The sequence below is a fragment of the Desulfobaculum sp. SPO524 genome, assembly GCF_044987625.1.
Lineage (GTDB): Bacteria > Desulfobacterota > Desulfovibrionia > Desulfovibrionales > Desulfovibrionaceae > Desulfobaculum.
The window spans coordinates 47,357-69,402 of the sequence record NZ_JBJDSB010000004.1 but is presented as its reverse complement, the minus strand read 5'-3'; the positions used below and the strand labels follow the sequence as shown (position 1 = coordinate 69,402).

The following is a 22,046-nucleotide window of genomic DNA, read 5'->3' as shown; positions in this document are numbered from 1 at the left end:
CCGCCGTCACCTTCCAGATGGAGACGGCGGCGCGTTTTTCCATCCTTTCGGGGCTTTGCCCCCGCCGTCTTTTCCCGTATTCTCTGCGGTGCGGCGCACGGAGGCCGCGCATTTCACCAGACGCCACACGCGGAGCCTGCATGCACTTCAGCCTGAACATCGCCATACGGTCCCTGCAAACACACAAGCTGCGCACCGCGCTTGCCATGCTTGGCGTGTTTTTGGGCGCACTGGCGCTGACGGGCGTACAGCACATGTCCACGGCCATGGTGCGCAAGGCCGAGGTGGAAATCCAAAAGCTCGGCCCCAATCTCTTCATGGCCCGCGCCGGCCGCATCCGCTGGCGGCGCGGCAACGCCCGCGTCAAGGACACGGCCAGCACCTTTACCATGGCCGACGCGCAAGCCCTTGCCGACGGCATGCCCGGAGCGCGCCGCCACGCCCCCTTCACCCAAACGGATATGCCCATCCGCGCGGGCGACACCAAAATTCCCTCCGTGCTCATCGGCGTCACGCCAGAGTACAGCACCGTCCGCAACCTTACGCCGGACTTTGGCCGCTTTATCTCCGCCGCAGACGTCACCGACAAGGCCATGGTCTGCGTGCTGGGGCAAAAAATCGCCACCCGTCTGTTCCGACAGCCGGAACGCGCCCTTGGCCAGCGCGTCACCTTCTTTCGCGCGCGCCTGCGCGTGATTGGGGTTATGGAGGCCAAAGGCAGCGACATCGTTGGCACGGACCAAGACGAGCAGGTCTTTGTCCCCATCACGACCTATATGCGCCGCATGGCCAACACCGACGCCATCTCCGGCGCGTATGTTCAGCTTGCGGACTGGGTAGCCCCAGAACGCGCCAAGGAGTCGGCCTCAGCCATTCTGCGCCACCGGCACAACATTTCCGAAGGCCAGCCCGACGACTTTGCCGTGCTCACCGCGCGCGATACCATCAAGCTCCAGCAACAGGCCCTCGACCTTGTGGGCACGCTGGGGCTTATCAGCTCCACGGTGTCCTTTGCCGTTGGCGGGCTGGGCATCCTATCCATTATGATTCTGCTGGTCCGCGCACGGCGCATGGAGATTGGCATCCGCCGCGCCGTTGGCGCCCGCCGCTCAGACATCATCAGTCAATTCCTCTTTGAGGCGGGGCTGCTCTCCGGCATCGGCGGGACCCTTGGCGTCATCTGCGCCCTTGGCCTCATCAGCGTGGTCTACGCCGTGGCGGGGTTCCCCTTTGTGTACCGTCCCGGACTGATGGCGGGCATTCTTGTGGGGTCCGTACTGCTGGGCCTTGCCGCCGGCGGCTACCCGGCGTGGCAGGCGTCGCGCTTTGAGATTCTGGACATTTTGCGCAACCACGAATAGGGTTCCCCCTTCGGCCCACACTCGCCGCGCTCCTTCGCACACGCCGCATCCCGGCCTACACCACTCCGCGCCGCAGACCACCGCCACCATTTCTCCAGCGCCACCACCTGCACCTGTTCAGCATCATCCGCCCCACGCCCGCGCCCTGTTTCGCCCACGTCAACGCTTCTGATTTCTGCCGCCCTTCTCTTGCCGCAGCACCACTTCTCCTTTCGCCAGACCTGCGTCCCAGTGAAAACCGCCGCCTTACCACCTCTTTCGCGCGCTCTTTTCTCTCCATGAGACAAAAATTCTCACACTTGCACGATTTTCTCTCACGCTGCGAGTGTCGGCCAACTCATTCAAATTCCAGCATTTAATGAACACAGGACCCACGGCATGTGCCGCAGTGTAATAAAAAATTCTTATCGCTGTGCAAATTTTTTATTGACCCGCGTGAAAAACAGAACTATCCCAAAAGCACAAACACACGAAACGGTAATCCAGCAAAGGAGAGCTCCAACAATGCCCGATATCATCAGTACCACCAACGCCCCCGCAGCCATCGGCCCCTACTCTCAGGCCGGCGTCGCAGGTAACCTGATCTTTACCTCCGGCCAGCTGCCCATCAATCCCGAAACCGGTGACATGCCCGAGAGCATCGAAGAGCAGACCAAGCAGTCTCTCGAAAACGTCAAGGCCATCCTCGAGGCCGGCGGCGCGCAGCTCACCGACGTGGTCAAGACCACCGTATTCCTGAGCGACATGGCCAACTTCGGCGCTATGAATGAAGTGTACGCCTCCTACTTCGGCGAACCCTTCCCGGGCCGCAGCTGCTTCCAGGTCGCCAGACTTCCCAAGGATGCACTGGTGGAGATTGAAGTCATCGCCGCCAAATAGTTGTTCCCGTCCGAATTGTGCCGCCCCACGCTGTGTGGGGCGGCTCGCATCACCTCGTGTGCAGTGCGGTGATGCGACACACTCAACCGATTCTTGAAGAGGGGTTTTGCAATGAGTCAGAAAAAGAAGAGTGAATGGGGTTTCATTCTCCAGCTCCTGATGGGCATCGCCGCAGGTGTGATCGTTGGTCTCGTCGCCAACGAAGCCGTCATGGAAGTGGTGTGCAGCTTGAAGCACGTCCTTGGACAGTTCATTTTCTACACTGTCCCGCTGGTCATCATCGCGTTCATCGCGCCGTCCATTACCCGGCTGCAGAATAACGCCAACCGCATGCTGGGCGCTGGCGCCAGCATCGCCTACCTCTCCGCCGTGGGCGCGGCCACCATGGCCTGTGTCGCTGGCTACCTGATCATCCCGCACCTGTCCGTGCCCACCGCCGTTGCCGGCCTGCGCGAGCTGCCGGAGATCACCTTCCAGCTCAACATTCCGCCCATCATGTCCGTGATGACCGCACTCGTCACCGCCATCATCCTCGGCGTGACCGTGCTGTGGACCAAGGCCGAGGGCTTCAAGAAAGGCCTGTTCGAGTTTGAAGCCATCATGCTCAAGGTCATCCAGAAAATGGTCATCCCCGTCCTGCCGCTGTTCATCGCCACCACCTTCGCCGCTCTGGCATACGAAGGCAGCCTGACCAAGCAGCTGCCCGTGTTCCTGAAGGTTATCGTGCTGGTGCTGCTCGGCCATGCCATCTGGCTGACCGTGATGTACACCATCGCCGGCATCATCTCCGGCCGTAACCCCATTGAAGTCATCAAGCACTACGGTCCCGCATACCTCACCGCCGTTGGCACCATGTCCAGCGCCGCCACCCTGCCCGTGGCCCTGCGCTGCGCCGGCAAGTCCAAGGTGCTCTCCAAGGACACCAGCGAGTTCATGATCCCCCTCGGCGCCACCATCCATCTGTGCGGCTCCGTGCTGACTGAAACCTTCTTCGCCATGACCATCTCCCTGATGCTCTACGGCCACCTGCCGACCTTCGGCACCATGTTCCTGTTCATCATCCTCTTCGGCGTGTTCGCCATCGGCGCTCCCGGCGTCCCCGGCGGCACGGTTATGGCCTCCCTCGGCATCGTCGTCGGCGTGCTCCAGTTCGACCCCGCGGGTGTCGCCCTGCTGGTTGCCGTCTTCGCCCTGCAGGATAGCTTCGGCACCGCGTGCAACGTGACCGGTGACGGCGCCATCGCCCTCATGCTGGAAGGACTGTTCAACAAAAACGGCGAGCTGACAAAGGCCAACGCCCAAGCAGCCGCCGCTAACGAATAAGAGATAACAGACATGAAAGCCGAATGGACCCAATACATCGAACTGCTTCACCGTGAAGTCGTTCCCGCCATCGGATGTACCGAACCCATCGCTGTGGCCCTTACCGCAGCCAAGGCCGCAGAGACCCTCGGTGCCACCCCCGAGAAACTCGAAGCCTTCGTCTCGGGCAACCTGCTCAAGAACGGAATGGGTGTCGGCGTCCCCGGTACCGGCGAACGCGGCCTGAATATCGCCGTCGCCGCTGGTGCCATAGGCGGCAAGTCCGAAGCCATGCTTGAGGTCCTTAAAGACCTCTCACCCATGCAGGCCGAAGAGGCCAAGCAAATGCTGGCCGAAGAACGTGTGGTCCTCGACGTCGCAGACAATGACGAGCTCATCTACTGCGAAGTCATCGCCACCAAAGGCGACGACTCCGCGCGCGTCATCCTCAAAGGCCACCACACCGGCCTCGTCTACGTAGAAAAAAACGGCGACGTCATCATGCATGTGGATTCCGGAAGCGCAGAGGACGCAGAGCACGAAGAATGGTCCCTCACCATGGACAGCATCTTCGACTTTGCCAACAACGCGCCCTTTGAGGACATCTCCTTCATCCTCGAAGCCGCCCGCATGAACGAAGCCATGGCCATGAAGGGCCTCAGCGGCTCCTACGGCCTCGGCGTGGGCAAAAACATCGAAGAGAGCATCAAAGACCACATCATGGGTGATTCCATCATCAATGAAGCGGTCAAGCTCTCCACCGCAGCCACCGATGCCCGCATGCACGGCGTACAGATGCCCGTCATGAGCAACTCCGGCAGCGGCAACCAAGGCCTGACCTGCACCATCCCTGTGCTGGCCTGCGCCAACCGCCTCGAAGCCTCCGAGGAAAAGCTGGCACGGGCGCTCATCATGAGCCACCTCACCAGCATCCACATCAAGCACAGCCTCGGACGCCTGTCCGCTCTGTGCGGAGCCACCGTGGCCGGTACCGCCGCCGGATGCGCCCTCGTCCTTCTGCTGGACGGCGGCATCAAGGAAGTGGAGATGACCATTAACAACATGGTCGGCAGCATCGCCGGTATGATCTGCGACGGTGCCAAAAACGGCTGCGCCCTCAAGGTCGCCTCCGCCGTCAGCACCGGCCTGCAGTCCGCCTTCCTCGCCATGAAGGGACACAGCATCTCCGGCAGTGAAGGCATCGTCGACAATGATGTCGAAAAGACCATCCTCAACCTCGGCTGCCTTGGCTCTCATGGCATGAAGGAAACCGACAAGGTCATCCTTAAAACCATGGTGTCAAAAGGCTGCCCGCACGCGGCAACTCGTCAAGGAACAGCCGCATAGAGCTACCGGCACCCATCCCTACCTCATAAGCCAGTGCTCAACATGACGAGATGACACAACAAAGCGGCCCCGAATAGTTCGGGGCCGCTTTTACACGATGAAAAACAGCAACATTGCACACACGGAAACGCCATTGTATACACAAACATCAATTCGCAACACACAACAAAGGGAACCAGCAGTGGCTTTTCAAAAAACATCGCATCTGTGCTCTATCGAGGATTACATCCCCCTTGTGGAATTCCTCGGCACATTCTTGGGGAAGGATTGCGAAGTCGTCCTGCACGACACAACCAGCGTTGAAAAATCCGTCGTCGCCATCGCCAACAACCACATCAGCGGACGCCGCATCGGCGCGCCCCTGACCGATCTCGCACTCAGCTTCCTGCGCGAAAAACAATACGAGAACCGTAGCTTCATCATGGAGTACAGCTCGCTGTCCAAAGACGGCAAACGCCTGCACTCCGCAACCTACTTCATCAAAGACGCCGATGGCGAACTGCTGGGGATGCTCTGCCTCAACATGGACGTCACCAAAGTCTGCCAAGTGCGCGAACTGCTCGATAATATGATCGAAAACGGCGGCTTCGGCGCGTCGCTCTCACCCGATATCGCCCCTACGCACGGCGAAGAGAGCTTCCACGAAAATATCGAAGACCTCACCGAAAATATGGTCCTCAACGTCATCCGCCGCTACAACATCCCGCCGGAACGCATGACCGCCGACGAAAAAACCGAAATCGTCGCCGAACTCAACCGAAAAGGCGTCTTCCTCATCAAAGGCAGCGTCGGCGTCGTCGCACAGTACCTCGACGCCTCAGAAGCAACCATCTACCGCTACATGCAAAAGTGCCAAGACTAACAGCACACCACTCGCCAGAGACATCGCAACACAAAAGCCCCACGACGAAAGTCGCGGGGCTTTTGTGTTGTGGCGTGCAGGGCGCCATGCGGCGGAGGTATGGAGGAGATGCCGGGCCTTTTTTGGCCTTCGGCGACTTAAGGAAATAATTTCCTTAAGAATCCTTATAATTTTCGTGGGCGGAAGCCGCCCCCGAAAATACAGGGTTTAGGGTGGAATTACACACTCCCACAATACCTGTACAACCCCACTCCTCAACCACCTTCCCTTCCCCCCAAACAGGGATTCTCACCGCCCAGCCCCACGCGCCAACACCCCCCAATACAATTCCCCCTCCACACGGACGAGAGCCGTCAGGGGTGACGACTGTTCCATCCCAAAGCAACCGGTTTGTGCGCAAATGGGATTCCAAAGGGCCCACGGCCCTTTGGCCTGCGGAGCACAAAAAGCCCTGCGCCCCACTCCAACACACGCCATCACACCCTCCTCCCCCGAGAGTCGTCAGGGGTGACGACCGCCCTATCCAAAATACACTCGGCCTGTGCACTCATGGGATCCCAAAGGGCCCGCGGCTCGTTGTCCTGCGGAGCACAACTCTTCCTCTTCTTCTTTCGTGTCCTCTTCTCTGCACGCCACATACCCAAAACATCCCCACTCACACGATGCACGCCACTCATGCCACGTTGCGCGCATACGCAAAACAATAATGCGAACACCAGCACAAGCGCCTATGAAATCGGGAAAAGCGTGGGTGCCGGATGACGGCAAAGCCGCTGTAGTGTTGGGATAGCGACGCAACGCTGCGCGACGCAAAACCTGAGAAAAAGCGCGAAAACGCAGAATACGGATATAACCGATACGTACCCGTTAATAGGGTACTGTGGGGATGAATTTGACAAGGACTGCGGCATTTTCTATCTACTACACTGCATAGTCTTTCAGCTGGCGCGCAGTGGAACGCATCATATTGCAAAGCGCGCCGGACTTTCCCACCGCAACCTGGAGGTCGTATTGAGTAGGCTCTGTCTTAGTGTACTTCTTTTTGTACTGAGTTTGTGTGTACCGCTTTCCGCGAGTGCGGATTCCATACGCTTTGGTGTCCCGCCGTGGCCGGGTGTTACTGTGAAGTCGGAAGTTGTCTGCCAAATTCTGGACTCCATGGGGTATGACACCGTCCAGCTCGAAATTGGCCCGCCCATTATCTACAAAGGGCTGACCACGGACGATGTGGACGCGTGCCTTGCCGCATGGCTGCCGCAGCAAAACGACATGCTGTTGCCGCTGAAGGAAAAAAACGCCATTGATGTCGTGGCCATGAACATCAGCGAGGCCAACATCAGCTTCTGTGTCCCTTCGTATGTGTGGGACGCTGGCGTGCATTCCATTGCGGACCTGGACGCCTACGCGGACAAGTTTGACAACGAGCTGTACACCATTGAGGTTGGCTCTGCCATGCAGGCCGCCACGGAAAAGATGGTGGAGAACGACGTCGCTGGTCTTGCGGACTGGCAGCTTGTCAGCAGCACCACGCCGGTGATGCTCTCCGCCGTACAGGAGCGCATCCGCAACAACCAGTGGGTGGTCTTCCACGGCTGGCAGCCACACTGGATGAACTTCCAGATGGATATCAAGTACCTTGAAGGCGTCCCCGGCACGGAGGACCTCGTGAGCAAGAGCATGGTGTACACCATCGCCAGCAACGACTTTAAGGACCGCTTCCCGCAGGCGCATACGTTCCTGAAGCAGTTCACCGTCAAGGCGGACACGCAGAGTGAATGGATCAACAGCTTCGGGTTTGAGAAACTCGCCCCGGAGAAGGTCGCCTCGGATTGGATTCGAAAGCACCTCGACACCGTTGCCACGTGGCTTGACGGCGTCAAGACTGTCGACGGTACCCCCGCCATCGACGCCGTTCGCCGGGACTTTGCCGGTTAGAACGATGTGAGCATGCGGTCTGTCGCCACTTGGCCGACAGACCGCCAAAACAGCGCCCCGGCATCAGCCCCCGCACGGCCTGCCGTTGGCGCGTGGCCCCGGACCATCCAGCCGGTCACCATGCTGGCTCCGTAAGCCGCCTCACGGCATATGTGCCGATGCAGCGCAGGGGATGGGCCGGTCCGGCTCCTGCACGCCCCGCTCACGGGATGCAGAGCCGACCCTATGCACTATAACCAGGAGGTTCGCTTGCGAAACATACTCGCAACTCTCGCCATTGCCGTTTTTTGTATCATTGCCCCCCTCAGCGCCCATGCGCAGCCCGTGAAATTCGGCGTTCCGCCGTGGCCGGGCGTTACCGTCAAAACCGAAGTCGTCGCCCAGATTCTCGAAGCCATCGGCTACGAGAGCAAGCAGGTCGAAGTCAGCGCCGTTATGGTCTACAACGGCCTAACCACCGGCGACGTCGACGCCTACCTTGCCAGCTGGATTCCGCTGCAGAACGAACTGTTCAACCCCCTGAACGAAAAGAACGCCTTCGAAATCGTGGGCACCAACCTCGATGAAGCAGGCGTCAGCCTCGCCGTGCCCAACTACGTGTGGGACGCCGGCGTGCGCTCCATCGCCGACCTGGCCCCCAATGCTGATAAGTTTGAAAACACCATCTACAGCATTGAGGTCGGTAGCGGCATGCAGACCTCTACGGAAAAAATCATCGACAACAACGTCGCCAACCTCGGCGACTGGAAAATGCTGTGCAGCCCCGTACCGGCCATGATTAAGGCCGTGCAGGACAAGATTAAGCACAAGCAGTGGGTTGTGTTCCACGGCTGGCGCCCGCACTGGATGAACTTCCAGATGGATATGAAGTTCCTCACGGGCGTGCCGGGCACCGAAGGCCTCGTTAACGAGTCCATCGTCTACACCCTCGCCAGCAACGACTTTAAGGACCGCTTCCCGCAGGTGCATACCTTCCTGAAAAACCTGTACATCTCCGGCCACACCCAGAGTGAGTGGATTAACGAGTACGGCTTTAAGGAACAGGCGCCCGAAACCGTCGCCACGAAGTGGATCAAAAATAATATGAAGACCATCGCCCCCTGGCTGAAGGGCGTCAAAGCCGCCAACGGCAAGCCCGCCATGGAGGTGCTGCGTAAGGCCATCGCGTCCTAAAACGCCCACGGCTGAACACGTAGCACACACCCGTTTGCCTCCTGCCTGCTCAGGCGCTGCCACCCTCTGCAGGCACCCAAATTTCGGCCCACAGAGAGCCGGGCCGGAAAACGGGTTGTGGTTCGGGATGCGTATGGCCCTTCACGGCTGAATGAAGGCCCATACGCATCCCACCTCATTTGAGGAGGCAAAAATGAAGAAAAAGCATGCCTTCGGCGACTTAAGGAAATAATTTCCTTAAGAATCCTTAGGATTTTCGGGGGCGGAAGCCGCCCCCGAAAATACGGGGTTTAGGGTGGGATCATACACTCCCACAATACCCCCCCCTCAGCCATCTTCCCCCCAAACAGGGATTCTCACCGCCCAGCCCCACGCGCCAACACCCCCCAATACAATTCCCCCTCCACACGGACGAGAGCCGTCAGGGGTGACGACTGTTCCATCCCAAAGCAACCGGTTTGTGCGCAAATGGGATTCCAAAGGGCCCACGGCCCTTTGGCCTGCGGAGCACAAAAGCCCTGCCCCCCACTCCACCACACGCCATCACCTCCCGTGCCCCCGAGAGCCGTCAGGGGTGACGACCGCCCTCTCCAAAGCCGCCCGGCCTGTGCGCAAATGGGATCCCAAAGGGCCCGCGGCCCTTTGGCCTGCGGAGCAAAAAAGAAAAGGCCGAAGACGCACTCTTGCGCCTCCGGCCTGTGTTGTCTGCCTCGCCCAAGGGGGCCGATGGCCGAATTAGTTGTTTATCGACGTAGCAAAAACGTCAATCACGCTGTGAATATTGTCGATGGAGGAAAGCCGCCAAATCTCGCCGGACTTGACCATCACAAAATCGACATCCACGGGAGCGACGCCCTCGAATTCCGGAATATGAAACGTCGCATGGTGCACGCCGCCCTGCTCGCGGATTTCCGGGTCCTCTGCCAGCATGGCGCGCAGGCGCTGATACGTCATCACCGAATAGGGCCACAGGTCGATGGGCTCGTCGTATCGTGTGTCTTCACCACGCCTCAGCTCGGCCTTGATGATGGTGTACCACATGGTGACGAGATGATCCTGCGTGCCCTTCTTCTGGAGCAGCTCATAAGGGTGCCCAAAGGGCGAGGGCAACCCGGCCTCCAGACGCCGCTTCGTGTCGCTGCGAACGGCCTGCTCCACGATGTGACGCAGGTCGATGTAGGTCCGAATTTTCTCGACGTCATGCTGCTCCACGGCGTCGCGAAGCGCCTCCACGGAGTGCAGCATGGTGGACTTTTCCCTTTGGCTGTCCCTCGTCGCAACACTGCACCCGGCCACAAGGCCGACAAGCAGCACGGCCAGAACGATATGCTTCATCATAATTTTCTCCTTTGAAAACAACGCGAAATATTGCGCCGTCTGTAATATCTGTCTGCACATGGTGCGTTTTCCATATGGCTGACCGCCTGTCAACCTTGGCGCCCGCGCGCCATGATGAGAAACGGCCGAGCTCCTGAATGGGAGCCCGGCCGTTGGGATATCGTTGCGACTGCGCCGACGCTTAGGCGGAGAGGAGTTCCTTCACCTTTGCAAGGGCGGCGTCGATGCCTGCGGGGTTGTTGCCGCCAGCCTGCGCCATGTCGGGGCGTCCACCACCGGAGCCGCCAATCTCAGCCGCAACGGGCTTGATGAGGGCGGGTGCGGTGAAGCGGTCGTGCAGGTCCTTGGAGACGTAGACGGCGAGGCTGACCTTGCCGTCGGCTTCGCACACAAGGGCGGCGATGCCGGAGTCCAGCTTGGAGCGCACGTCGTCCATGAGCTTACGCAGGGCGCCCATGTTGGGGGCGGGCACCTTGGCGGCCAGCACCTTCACGCCGCCGATTTCCTCGACGCTGTCCATAAGGTTGCTGCCCTTGCCGGATGCGGCCTGCGCGGCGAGCTTTTCCATGTCCTTCTTGAGGCTTTTGACTTCCTTCTGCAGGGCATGAACACGGTCCACAACCTCTTCGGGCTTACCCTTGAGGGATGCGGCGAGTTCAGTGGTCACGGTGCGGTAGTCCATGAGCTGCTGCATGGCGCGCCAGCCGGTGGCGGCCTCGATACGGCGCACGCCAGCGGCGACGCCCGTCTCGGACAGAATTATGAACGGCCCGGCCTGACCGGTGCTGCGCAGATGCGTTCCGCCGCACAGCTCGATGGATTCACCAGGCACTTCCACCACGCGGACGGACTCGGTGTACTTTTCGCCAAAGAGGGCCATGGCACCCTTGGCGACGGCGTCCTGATAGTCCATCTCCTGCACATCCAGCGAAATGTCGGCCATGATGGCGCGATTGACGAGGGCTTCCACGTCTTTGATTTCGTCCTCGGTCATGGCGGAGATGTGGGTAAAGTCAAAACGCAGGCGGTTCGGCTCCACAAGGGAACCGGACTGCTTGACGTGCTCGCCAAGCACGGTGCGCAGCGCGGCGTGCAGCAGATGCGTCGCGGTGTGGTTGCGCGCGGCGGCAAGGCGCTCCTCTTCGGTGACTTCCAGCAGCACTTCCTGATCGGCGTGTACTGTGCCCTTGTCGACCTTGACGTGATGCACGGTCAGCTCGGCGGCGGGCTTGAGGGTATCCAGCACCAGCGCGGTGCCCTCGGGGGCGGAAATCATGCCGGTGTCGCCACTCTGCCCGCCGGACTCGCCGTAGAAGGGCGTGCGGGTGGTGACGATGTAGCCTTCCTGGCCTTCGGCCAACTGGTCCACGGCGTCGGCGGAGTCGTTCATGAGCGAGACGATGCGGGACTCGGCGGCAAGATAGTCGTAGCCGACGAACTCGGAGCGCAAGCCTTCCTCCAGCAGCGCCTGAAAGCGGCTGGCGAGGGTGGTTTCGCCGGAGCCTTTCCAAGCGGCCTTGGCGCGCTCCTTCTGCTCCTTCATGAGGGCGACGAAGCCGGGCTCGTCCACGGTGTAGCCCTGCTTCTCGGCAACGTCGTTCACGATATCGAGGGGGAAGCCGTAGGTGTCGTACAGCTTAAAGGCGACTTCGCCGGAAACCTGCGTCTTGCCGGCGTCCTTCAGGGCGGCAAGCTCCTCTTCGAGCATGACGAGGCCCTTGTCGAGAGTCTGGGCGAAGCGTTCTTCCTCTTCACGGACCACGCGGGTCATGAAGTCCTTGTTCTCATGCAGTTCGGTGTACTGCTCGCCCATGTCGTCGGTGACCTTGAGGGCGACCTTGTACAGGAAGGCTTCGCTCTGGCCGATGAGCTTGCCGAAGCGCAGGGCGCGGCGGATGAGGCGGCGCAGCACGTAGCCACGGCCCTCGTTGGAAGGCAGAATGCCGTCGGCAATCATGAAGGCAATGGCGCGGCTGTGGTCGGCAATGACGCGCAGCGCGGTGTCCACGTCCTCACCCTGCTGGCGGTACTTCACGCCGGTAAGCTCGGCGGTGTAGCCGATGATGGACTGGAAGAGGTCGGTATCAAAGTTGGAGAACACGCCCTGACACACGGCGGCAATGCGCTCAAGGCCCATGCCGGTGTCGATGCTGGGACGGGGCAGGTCGGTGCGGGTGCCGTCGGCGTGCTGGTTGTACTGCATGAACACGAGGTTCCAGATTTCCAGAAAACGGTCGCAGTCGCACTTGCCGATGCCGCAGTCCGGGCCGCAGGACATGTGCTCGCCCTGATCGATGTGGATTTCGGAGCAGGGACCACAGGGGCCGGTGTCGCCCATGGACCAGAAGTTGTCCTTCTCGCCAAGGCGGTAGATGCGGTCCGGGGAAACGCCTGCAACGCGCTGCCACAGCTCAGCGGCCTCGTCATCATCATTGTAGATGGTGATGTAGAGCTTATCCTTGGGCAGACCGAGTTCCTCGGTGATGAAGCCCCAGGCAAAGCCGATGGCCTGTTCCTTGAAGTAGTCGCCAAAGGAAAAATTGCCGAGCATCTCAAAGAACGTGTGGTGGCGCGCGGTGCGGCCCACGTTTTCGAGGTCGTTGTGCTTGCCGCCTACGCGCAGACATTTCTGGGAGGTGGTGGCGCGCTTGTAGTCACGCTTTTCCTGCCCCTGAAAGATCTTTTTGAAGGGGACCATACCTGCGTTGGTAAACAGCAGGGTCGGGTCGTCCTTGGGGACGAGGGAGGCGGATTCCACGATGGTATGCCCGTGGCGTTCGAAATATTCCAGGAATTTCGTCCTGATCTCATTGGCACTCAACACGATGCAGCTCTCCTGTACACATGCGTTTCGCCCCATGCGGGGCGATGAAATTCTTTTGGCGGGTCTAGGGTATAAAGGCAGGTCGGCGGGCTGCTCCGTGCGAGCAGCCCGCCGATTGGGGTAAAGTTATGCCTCGGCCGGGGTGGTTTCGGTTTCCGTTTCCGTTTCCGCCGCGGGGGCTTCGGCCTCATCGTCTTCAATGACGCCCAGATGCTTGAGCAGGGCCGTCTCGATGGTTTGGGCCAGTTCCTTGTTTTCCTGCAGCATGGCGCGGACGTTCTCCTTGCCCTGCCCAAGGCGCTCGGAACCGAAGGCGTACCACGAGCCGCTCTTCTCCACGATGCCGTTATCGACGCCCATATCCAGAAGCTCACCCTCGCGGGAGATGCCGGTGCCGTAGAGCACGTCGAACTGGGCCTCGCGGAAGGGCGGGGCGACCTTGTTCTTCACCACCTTCACGCGGGCGCGGATGCCGTAGGATTCTTCCTTGTCCTTCAAGGTCTGAATGCGGCGGATGTCCATACGGATGGAGGAGTAGAACTTCAGCGCGTTACCACCGGTGGTGGTCTCGGGGCTGCCGTAGCCCGTCATGCCGATTTTCATACGGATCTGGTTGATGAACATGACGGAAGCGCGGGACTTATGGATGGTACCCGTCAGCTTTCTGAGGGCGTGGGACATCAGGCGCGCTTGTCCGCCCACCTGCGTCTCGCCCATGTTCCCCTCCAGCTCGGCCTGCGGGATAAGCGCGGCAACGGAGTCGATAACGATGATGTCCACGGCTCCGGAACGCACGAGCATGTCGGCGATGTCCAGCGCCTGCTCGCCGTAGTCCGGCTGGGAGATGATGAGTTCCTCGGTGTTCACACCAAGGCGGCGGGCGTAGTTGATATCCAGTGCGTGCTCCGCGTCGATAAACGCGGCCACACCGCCCTGCTTCTGGCACTCTGCAATGATATGCAGGGTCAGCGTGGTCTTACCCGAAGATTCGGGACCGTAGACCTCGGTGACGCGTCCCTGCGGGATGCCGCCGATACCCAGCGCCATATCCAATGCAATGGAGCCGGTGGGAATGGTCGGTATATTGACATGCGCATCGTCGGACAGCTTCATGACAGAACCCTGACCGTACTTGCGCTCAATGGTCGACAGAGCGGTGCTCAATGCCTCCCTGCGCATTTCTTCGGGACTCAGCTGCTGGGTACGACGTTTGGCCATATGTATCACTCCATGAAATATTTATAGCGAAAGCCTCCGACACATAGCAGAACCCCCGCCGTCCGGCAACTGCGCACGTGTCCCCGCAGGGGAGGCGGCAGGAGAAAATTTGTGTGCAGCAAACATTCCGACCATTTCTCTCGGAATAATTGACGAAGCCGCTTGGCATAAGGTTTTCCCGCCAGCCTCACCCCTTGCCACCCGCGCCGAGCATGGGTATAGCCTTTCTTCCCATGACCAAGAACACCACATACGACGCTCTGGCCCTGTTTTCGGCCGGGCTCGATTCACTCTTGTCGGCCAAGGTTCTTCAGGCACAGGGCCTCCGCGTCAAATGCCTGCACTTCGTCACGCCCTTCTTTGGGCATCCGGGCCGCGTGCGCGGCTGGCGCAAAACCTACGGGCTGGACATCGACGTCGTGAATATCGGCGACGACTACGTCCAGATGATGCTTGATAAGCCGAAGTACGGCTTTGGCAAGTATTACAACCCGTGCGTGGACTGCAAAATCATCATGCTGCGCCACACCCGCCAGCTGCTGGAGAAGTACGGCGCCACATTCATCGCCACCGGCGAGGTGGTGGGCCAGCGCCCCATGTCGCAGCGGCGTGACGCCATGAACTCCGTCATCAATGAATCCGACACCGAAGGTCTGCTGCTGCGCCCGCTGTGCGCCAAAACCCTGCCGCCCACGCCCATGGAGGAATCCGGTCTGGTGGACCGCGAGCGCCTGCACGGCATCTCCGGCCGTGGCCGTAAGGACCAGCTACGCCTTGCCGAAGAATTCGGCATCACGGACATCCCCACCCCCGCTGGCGGCTGCCGCCTGACGGAACAGGCCTCGGCCTGCCGTTACGCGCCGGTGTTCCAGCACCACCCCGCGCCCACGGCGCAGGACTTCTACCTGTCCAACGTGGGGCGGCAATACTGGGCGGGCACGCACTGGCTAACCATCGGCCGCGACCAGCATAGTAATGAAATGATCCGCCGCAACATCACCGAGACGGACCTCGTCTTTGACGTGGTGGGCTATCCCGGTCCCCTCGCGCTGGGGCGTCAATTTACCGGCGCATGGACCGAAGACGCCGTACGTGACGCCGCCGCCTTTATGGCGTCGTTCTCGCCCAAGGCGCGCCGCGCGGAAACGGACATCACCGTTACCGTCACGCAGGGTGACACCGAACACACCGTCACCATTTACCCTTCACGCGAGACGGCGCTTGGCTGGAAGGAATGCACCTGGCAGGACGCCATACCAACGCGCAATGCCATGGACCCCAAAAAGCGCTAACGGCACGGGTATTGCTTAGTATTCCACAAAGCCTGGTCAGTACGCGAACCGGGTGTCCTGAGGCGAATCAACACCACAGAAACGAGCCGGGCAACGGCCACGATTTTCATTACGATTCGACCCGGACGCCACCGCGGCTGGACCGGGCTTTTCCTCGTCGGCCCAAGGTTGCCAACACCCGCTGCTTCATGATGTGGTACGAGCACGCATCATCCTGTATTCGACAACTCACCCAACACTCATCCGGGTCCGCCCGCCCTCTGCCTGTGGCATGCCCGGACGGACCTGATTCTTGAGGATTTCATGCTCATTCAGTTCGTGTTCATTCTCATAAGCGCCGCGCTGCTCTGGTTCGGCGCGGAAGTTATTGTTGACGCCGCCGCGGCCATTGCGCGCCGCTTTAAGGTGCCGGAACTGATCATCGGCCTGACCATTGTTGCCATCGGCACGTCGGCCCCGGAGTTTCTGGTCACCGCGTCCGCGGCCTTCAAGGGGCTGTCGGATATTTCGCTGTCCAATGTTGTTGGCTCCAATATCTTCAACCTTGGCATCATCCTCGGCAGTATGGCCATGCTGCGCCCCATTGCCGCGGCAAAACCCGTGCTGAAGCGTGATGGCCTGCTGCTGCTTGGCGTTGTGGGCTTTATCACCCTCACCACGCTGGATGGCACCCTCAGCCGCTTGGACGGCACACTTTTGCTGGGCACCCTTGTCACATACATCCTTGTGCTTATTCTGCGGCGTCCCAAGACCGCCTACACCGAAGAACCCGCCTGTGACGAACGTATCGCCACATGGCTGGACGGCCCCAAGCTACTGGTGGGCTTTGTGTGCGTGTCCTTCGGCGGCAGCCTGATGGTGGATGCGGCCACAGAGCTGGCGCGCCACATTGGCGTTTCGGAGTGGGCCATTGGCGTGACCATTGTCGCCGCAGGCACCAGCCTGCCGGAGCTTGTCACCTGCCTTGCGGCGTCGGTCCGCGGCAAGAACGATATGCTCCTTGGCAACCTCATCGGCTCGGACCTGTTTAACTTTTGCGGCGTGCTCGGTTTGACCAGCCTGCTGCATCCGTTGGCCATTTCCGGCGCGGCCACCACCAGCCTACTTATGCTGGTAGGCTCCGTGGCCATTGTGCTGCTGTGCATCCGCACGGGCTGGGAGGTCAGCCGCAAGGAAGGACTGCTTTTGCTGCTGCTTGGACTGGTGCGCTGGGTCCCTTCGCTGTTGTAGAACAGTTGCGCGATGTGAAAAACCCTGCACTTTCGCCACATTCTACGCCGTACCATCCGGTGGCACTTGCCAGTTTGCGCAATCGGTATTAGATTCACCCATACGTAAAACGCCTCAAATATCCTCAAGGAGGACATACAATGAACAGATTCGGTAGTGTCAGCAGCTCGCAGACGCGCTCCATCGAGGGCGTGAATGCGTTCATGCGTGGCGTGTATAACTGGATGGCCGCTGGCCTTGGCGTCACCGCGCTGTGCGCCTTCCTTACGGCGTCCAGCCCCGCCATGCTGAACCTGCTCTTTGGCGGGTCCATCATGGGCTACGTCATCATCTTCGCGCCCTTTATCATGGTGCTTTTCCTGTCTGCTGGCATCCAGCGCATGAGCGCCGGCATGGCAACGGGCATGTTCCTGGCCTACAGCGCGCTGATGGGGCTGTCCCTGTCCAGCATTCTGCTGGTGTACTCCGGCCAGAGCATCTTTATGACTTTCGTCATCTGCGCGGGCATGTTCGCGGGTATGAGCGTCTATGGCATGACCACAAAGAAGGACCTCACCTCGTGGGGGAGCTTCCTGTTCATGGGCCTCATCGGCATCATCATTGCCTCCATCGTGAACATCTTCGTCGGCAGCTCCGCGCTGCAGTGGGGCATTTCCGTGCTTGGCGTGGTCATCTTCACGGGTCTGACGGCGTATGACACCCAGCGCCTGCGCATGATGGGCGAGTCCGCGCCCCATGGCGATCACACCGCCATCCGCCGCGGCACCATCCTTGGCGCCCTGACCCTGTACCTTGACTTCATCAACCTGTTCCTCATGCTCCTCAGGCTCTTTGGAGCCTCCCGAGACTAAGCCTTCCCGGGGGTGGCGCAGTGCCACCCCCTTTTTTTATCTATGAGCGACCTACTCTCTCTGCAACAGACTCTCGCCCCGCTGCTCTATCTGCCCAGCCGCCTTTACGCACGCCTCATGCGCGCCCGCCGCGAATGGTATGAACATGGCCGCATCCTCTCCCACCGCCCCCCGCGCCCCTGCGTCAGCATTGGCAATATCGGCTGGGGCGGCAGTGGCAAAACGCCGCTGACGGAATGGCTGATGCGCTGGAGCGAGCGCCACGATGTCAGCTCCGCCGTGCTCACGCGCGGCTATGGGGCCAATCCGCCCGGTCCGCACTACCTCGTCACCCCGGACAGCACGCCGCAGGAAGCCGGAGACGAACCCCTGCTCCTTGCGCGCTCGTGCCCGGAGTCGCGCGTTATTGTGGACCCGGACCGCACCCGCGCCGCCAAATGGGCATGGCGCGAGTTCCGCCCCGACCTTTTTCTGCTGGACGACGGCTTCCAGCACCTCAAAGTGCAGCGCGACCTTGACCTTGTGCTGCTGCGCCCCAAGGACCTCATCGACCAATGGAACTCGGTGATTCCCGCCGGATCGTGGCGCGAGGATGAAGGCGCCCTCACCCGCGCCGCCGCGTTCCTTATCAAATGTCAGGAGGACGAGTTCCAGTCGCTGGAACCGCTTATTCAGGAACGCCTCGCCAAGTACAATGCGCCGGTGTTCAATTTTTCCTTCAAGCCCCTTGGCATCAAGCGGCTGGATGTTGCCGACTCCGCGCGCACCTTTGGCGGCGCGCCCTACACCCTCGTCACCGGCGTCGGCGAGCCTGACCAAGTGGTGGAGACCACGGAAATCCTGCTGGGAGACCGTCCGTCACTGCACCTGCGGTTTGACGACCACTACACCTACACCCAGCGCGACTGGGACGAAATCCGCAACCAGTCGAACCTGAAAAACATCCGCCACATCCTCTGCACGGCCAAGGACGCCGTGAAGCTGGCGCGCTTTGAGCCGCGCAACCTGTGGACCTTTGACCACACGCTGGAGTTTGGTCCGGCCTACTTCGCGGAGACGACCTTCCCCAACTGGTGGGAAGAATGGTGGACCATCCTCCGCCCCCGCGACTAACGCCCCGCGCGGCGCAGCCGTCCGCAGCGCCGCCACACAAAACGGGCCCCGGCCCTTCATCCGCCGCCACACGCTGGCCGCGCCGCCACCACACACGCGGCGCGCCGTCCCTGCCCACACGCCCAAACGGCTGGACACAGCGCGCCCAGACCAGCACAGTACAAGAATGCCGGATTCCCCCGACATCAAAATTTCACATCCAAAGGATACGATAAAACCATTATGGCAAGTAAACGAAAGAAAAGACGTTCCCGGTCCGGCGAGGACACACGTCCCGCCCAGCGCGGCATCAATCCCCGCAATCTGCTGAAGCTCTTCAAGGATGTCGGCCGCCCCATGCGCATCGCCGAAATCCTCTCCCGCCTGCAGGAGGGCAAAGGCGCCAAGCGCGCGCTCAAAGACCTGCTGCGATCCCTTGAGGACGACGGTAAAATCATCCGCACCAAGGGCGGCGCCTACGGCCTGACCGAAAGCATGTCCCTTGTCACGGGCACGCTGGAAGTCCAGCGCTCGGGCGTTGGCTTCCTCCTCCCCGAGGACAAGCGCCGCAAGGATATTTTCATCAGCCCCAACAACTTTGGCGATGCCTGGAACGGCGACCGCGTGGTTGCCGCCGTCATCCCCGCCGCCCGCAAGGGCAAAAGCCCGGAAGGCCGCATCGTCCGCGTTCTGGACCGCTCCCTGCGCAAGATTACGGTACGCCTCATCAAGCGCCTCGGCCCGGACATGTTCATCTCCCACCCCACGGATACCAAGCTCCAGTTCAACATTATGTGCGACACGGAGCCGCTGGACGAAGAACCGGCGCTTGGAGACATTGTCTCCGTGCTGCCCGGTGAAAAGCTGGACCACAAGCTGTGGGCCGGTGACGCCGTGGAGGCCCTAGGCGCCGAGGACGACGTGTCCGTTCAGGAAGGGCTGGTGAAGATGATGCACGGCGTGCCGCGCAAATTCCCCAACAGCGCCCTGACCGAGGCGCAACAGTTGCCCGTTGAACCGAGCGAGGCGGACTTCGCAGGCCGCAAAGACCTGCGCGACCTGCCGCTGGTCACCATTGACGGCGCAACGGCCCGCGACTTTGACGACGCCATCTGCGTGCGCCCCGAGGGCAAAGGCTACCGCCTGTGGGTGGCCATTGCCGACGTCAGCCACTATGTGCGGCCGGGCAGCGGGCTGGATAAGGAAGCCATCGAGCGTGGCAACTCCTACTATTTCCCCCAGTCCGTGGAACCCATGTTCCCGGAGGCGCTCTCCAACGGCCTGTGCAGTCTGAACCCAAACGTCAACCGCCTTGCCATGGTGGCCGAGATGGTCATCGGCAAGGACGGCCAGTGCAGCGGCGAAACGTTCTACCCCGCCGTTATCCGCAGCCATGCGCGCCTGACCTACTCGCAGGTGCACCGCATCCTGCAGGACAAGGACGAGGCCGAACGCACCGCCGTCAGCCACGTTGTTCCCATGCTGGAGGACGCCGAGCGCCTTGCCCGCATCCTGAACCGTATGCGGCAGGACCGCGGCACGCTGGACTTTGACCTGCCCGAGCCGGAAATCTTTTTCGACATGGACGGCGTCGCCACGGACATCCAGCCCAAGGCGCGCACCTTCTCCCACCAGATTGTGGAGGAGTTCATGATTGCCGCCAACGAGGCGGTTGCGCGTTTTCTGGAGAACCGGGACATGCCCTGCCTCTACCGCGTGCACCCCTCGCCGGATGCAGAGAAGCTCCAGTCCGTCTTTAAGATGCTGGCGCGCACCGAGCTTGGGTCCAAGATTCCCACGTCTCCCTCCCCGCAGGCCGTGCGTGACCTCATTGCCGCCGCCGAGGGCACGGATATGGAATTCATTGTGGGCCGCCTTGTGCTGCGCTCCATGATGCAGGCCAGCTACGGCCCGGAAAACGAGGGGCACTATGGCCTTGCCTCGGACTGCTACTGCCACTTCACCTCGCCCATCCGCCGCTACGCCGACCTTGTCATCCACCGCTCGGTCAAGGCGGCCCTGGGCTTTGGCGATGTGCCTGCGCCGGAGTTTGACACCCTTGCCGACCTTGGCGACCACCTGAGCGCCCGTGAGCGTGTGGCCATGAAGGCCGAGCGCGAAATCCTGCGCCGCGTGACCATCCTGTTCCTGCGCGACAAGGTTGGCGCGGAGTTTACGGGCATCATCAACGGTGTGGCGGACTTTGGCTTCTGGGTGGAGCTGAATGAAGTCATGGCCGAAGGCCTTGTGCGCCTTTCCACGCTGGAGGACGACTACTACGCCTATATGGCCGACCGTCAGGAAATCTGGGGCGAACGCACCAAGAAACGCTTTGGCATAGGCCAGAGCGTGCGGGTCTTCCTGCGCGACGTGAACCTGTCGCGCCTTGAGGTGAATCTGGAACTCGTCGAGTCCTAGCCTCACTCTTTCTGCCACCACGACGGGCGGGATGCGCAGTGCGCTTCCCGCCCGTTTTTTTGCGCCAGCCCGCAGCGCCACCAAAACCCCACCACACGCCAGAATTCAGCAACGCTCGACATTATGTGAATTATATAACTTAATGATCGCGATCACAAAATTTCTGCGTCGTCCAAACGACACTGTAAGAGACTGTTTTTGTTGGAGTTTTTTGAAGCCTTTGCGCAGAAGTCGTTAGGAATGAGTGTTCACTTTTCGCTAACCATACGTATTTTATGAATCTTTTTTCTCTACTAAAAAAGTGAACAAACCCCTTGCCATGCCATGTGAAAATATCTACATAGAACCCACGAGCGAACGATGAGCCCCATCGACCTCGACGTAAAGCCATGTTGGATACTCTGGATGTCTTTACGCTCATAAAAGCCCTCATACTGCTGGCGACCGGGCCTCCCTCCTTTGGGTACAGCCTGTGTTCACATTCTCGAATCCAAGAAGCACTCCAGCAGTTTTGGCGCATAGAGCCAATCCGTATCCCACTCTTTGGTGACCGGGCTCCCACCTCGGTCACACCCATTTCCCGCACGCGCCGCGCACCGTCCTCCAAACAGCCACGCGGCGCGTGCGGAACATGGAACCATCCGGCGCTTTGCGCCGGTCTTTTACCTCCATACCTCCATCACACGAATGCTGTCACGCCGCGGCCATCCCTCCGCCGCGGTGTGCCCTGCGGCCCTTCCGGCTTCGGCCGGAAGGGCGCATTGGGTTCTTGGCCCTGCGCGCCCTTTTCCTGTTCTTGCCCCACCTGTTCTCTCTGTACACCCCGGAACATGGGGAACCCTTCTGTCCGGGAACATACGGAATAGGTTCTGGCGGTACGGGGTGTTCCCCAGCGCCCCTTCACTCCCCGCAAGGGACGACTGG

General features: G+C 60.6%; 15 protein-coding genes. 12 read left to right on the top strand and 3 right to left on the bottom strand.

The genetic code is table 11. From position 1 onward, the window contains the following. Window positions 1-140 precede the first annotated feature (140 nt). The 7 genes from ACI3L3_RS13380 (at window position 141) to ACI3L3_RS13350 (ending at window position 8,859) form a co-directional block, all read left to right on the top strand. Window positions 141-1,361 carry an ABC transporter permease gene (locus ACI3L3_RS13380; RefSeq protein WP_404845641.1) on the top strand — a complete coding sequence of 407 codons (1,221 nt, stop codon included), beginning with the start codon at window positions 141-143 and terminating at the stop codon, window positions 1,359-1,361. Window positions 1,362-1,865: 504 nt separating this feature from the next. Next, the gene (locus ACI3L3_RS13375; RefSeq protein ID WP_404845640.1) at window positions 1,866-2,240 is read left to right on the top strand and encodes a RidA family protein; all 375 of its coding nucleotides are present in this window, start codon (window positions 1,866-1,868) and stop codon (window positions 2,238-2,240) included. A 111-nt stretch (window positions 2,241-2,351) separates the two neighbouring features. Beyond that, window positions 2,352-3,563, top strand: a complete 1,212-nt coding sequence (locus tag ACI3L3_RS13370) for a dicarboxylate/amino acid:cation symporter (RefSeq protein WP_404845639.1) — start codon at window positions 2,352-2,354, stop codon at window positions 3,561-3,563. A gap of 12 nt (window positions 3,564-3,575) precedes the next feature. Further along, window positions 3,576-4,889: a serine dehydratase subunit alpha family protein gene (locus tag ACI3L3_RS13365; RefSeq protein WP_404845638.1), complete on the top strand. Its 1,314-nt coding sequence runs from the start codon at window positions 3,576-3,578 to the stop codon at window positions 4,887-4,889. Window positions 4,890-5,070: 181 nt separating this feature from the next. After that, window positions 5,071-5,751, top strand: coding sequence for a transcriptional regulator (locus ACI3L3_RS13360; protein WP_404845637.1), 681 nt, complete (start codon window positions 5,071-5,073; stop codon window positions 5,749-5,751). Window positions 5,752-6,762: 1,011 nt separating this feature from the next. Further along, window positions 6,763-7,686 carry an ABC transporter substrate-binding protein gene (locus ACI3L3_RS13355; RefSeq protein ID WP_404845636.1) on the top strand — a complete coding sequence of 308 codons (924 nt, stop codon included), beginning with the start codon at window positions 6,763-6,765 and terminating at the stop codon, window positions 7,684-7,686. A gap of 249 nt (window positions 7,687-7,935) precedes the next feature. Then, the gene (locus tag ACI3L3_RS13350) at window positions 7,936-8,859 is read left to right on the top strand and encodes an ABC transporter substrate-binding protein (RefSeq protein ID WP_404845635.1); all 924 of its coding nucleotides are present in this window, start codon (window positions 7,936-7,938) and stop codon (window positions 8,857-8,859) included. A 735-nt stretch (window positions 8,860-9,594) separates the two neighbouring features. Here the strand turns inward: ACI3L3_RS13350 and ACI3L3_RS13345 are convergent. The 3 genes from ACI3L3_RS13345 to recA all read right to left on the bottom strand — a co-directional run bounded on the left by ACI3L3_RS13345 (window position 9,595) and on the right by recA (window position 14,239). Next, window positions 9,595-10,197 carry a hypothetical protein gene (locus ACI3L3_RS13345; protein ID WP_404845634.1) on the bottom strand — a complete coding sequence of 201 codons (603 nt, stop codon included), beginning with the start codon at window positions 10,195-10,197 and terminating at the stop codon, window positions 9,595-9,597. Window positions 10,198-10,378: 181 nt separating this feature from the next. After that, a complete protein-coding gene (alaS, locus tag ACI3L3_RS13340; protein WP_404845633.1) occupies window positions 10,379-13,021 on the bottom strand; it encodes an alanine--tRNA ligase in 2,643 nt (880 codons plus the stop codon). Between the two features lie 126 nt (window positions 13,022-13,147). Then, a complete protein-coding gene (gene recA / locus ACI3L3_RS13335) occupies window positions 13,148-14,239 on the bottom strand; it encodes a recombinase RecA (protein ID WP_404845632.1) in 1,092 nt (363 codons plus the stop codon). Window positions 14,240-14,472: 233 nt separating this feature from the next. Here recA and ACI3L3_RS13330 point away from each other — a divergent pair, with 233 nt between their 5' ends. The 5 genes from ACI3L3_RS13330 (at window position 14,473) to rnr (ending at window position 21,122) form a co-directional block, all read left to right on the top strand. Then, the gene (locus tag ACI3L3_RS13330; protein WP_404845631.1) at window positions 14,473-15,531 is read left to right on the top strand and encodes a tRNA(5-methylaminomethyl-2-thiouridylate) methyltransferase; all 1,059 of its coding nucleotides are present in this window, start codon (window positions 14,473-14,475) and stop codon (window positions 15,529-15,531) included. Between the two features lie 303 nt (window positions 15,532-15,834). Continuing rightward, window positions 15,835-16,761 (top strand): calcium/sodium antiporter, encoded by a 927-nt coding sequence (locus tag ACI3L3_RS13325; protein WP_404845630.1) that lies wholly within the window; start codon window positions 15,835-15,837, stop codon window positions 16,759-16,761. 140 nt (window positions 16,762-16,901) lie between these two features. Next, complete coding sequence (locus ACI3L3_RS13320; RefSeq protein ID WP_404845629.1) at window positions 16,902-17,612, top strand: Bax inhibitor-1/YccA family protein; 711 nt, start codon at window positions 16,902-16,904, stop codon at window positions 17,610-17,612. Between the two features lie 42 nt (window positions 17,613-17,654). Then, the gene (gene lpxK, locus ACI3L3_RS13315; protein ID WP_404845628.1) at window positions 17,655-18,725 is read left to right on the top strand and encodes a tetraacyldisaccharide 4'-kinase; all 1,071 of its coding nucleotides are present in this window, start codon (window positions 17,655-17,657) and stop codon (window positions 18,723-18,725) included. A 222-nt stretch (window positions 18,726-18,947) separates the two neighbouring features. Continuing rightward, on the top strand, window positions 18,948-21,122 hold the full coding sequence (gene rnr, locus ACI3L3_RS13310) for a ribonuclease R (protein WP_404845627.1): 2,175 nt from the start codon (window positions 18,948-18,950) through the stop codon (window positions 21,120-21,122). Window positions 21,123-22,046: the final 924 nt, after the last annotated feature.

Coding starts and splice junctions, on each gene's coding strand:
- ACI3L3_RS13375 (WP_404845640.1), top strand. CDS start 1,866: ATGCCCGATATCATCAGTACCACCAACGCCCCCGCAGCCATCGGCCCC.
- ACI3L3_RS13325 (WP_404845630.1), top strand. CDS start 15,835: ATGCTCATTCAGTTCGTGTTCATTCTCATAAGCGCCGCGCTGCTCTGG.
- ACI3L3_RS13370 (WP_404845639.1), top strand. CDS start 2,352: ATGAGTCAGAAAAAGAAGAGTGAATGGGGTTTCATTCTCCAGCTCCTG.
- ACI3L3_RS13365 (WP_404845638.1), top strand. CDS start 3,576: ATGAAAGCCGAATGGACCCAATACATCGAACTGCTTCACCGTGAAGTC.
- ACI3L3_RS13345 (WP_404845634.1), bottom strand. CDS start 10,197: ATGATGAAGCATATCGTTCTGGCCGTGCTGCTTGTCGGCCTTGTGGCC.
- ACI3L3_RS13380 (WP_404845641.1), top strand. CDS start 141: ATGCACTTCAGCCTGAACATCGCCATACGGTCCCTGCAAACACACAAG.
- recA (WP_404845632.1), bottom strand. CDS start 14,239: ATGGCCAAACGTCGTACCCAGCAGCTGAGTCCCGAAGAAATGCGCAGG.
- ACI3L3_RS13320 (WP_404845629.1), top strand. CDS start 16,902: ATGAACAGATTCGGTAGTGTCAGCAGCTCGCAGACGCGCTCCATCGAG.
- lpxK (WP_404845628.1), top strand. CDS start 17,655: ATGAGCGACCTACTCTCTCTGCAACAGACTCTCGCCCCGCTGCTCTAT.
- ACI3L3_RS13330 (WP_404845631.1), top strand. CDS start 14,473: ATGACCAAGAACACCACATACGACGCTCTGGCCCTGTTTTCGGCCGGG.
- rnr (WP_404845627.1), top strand. CDS start 18,948: ATGGCAAGTAAACGAAAGAAAAGACGTTCCCGGTCCGGCGAGGACACA.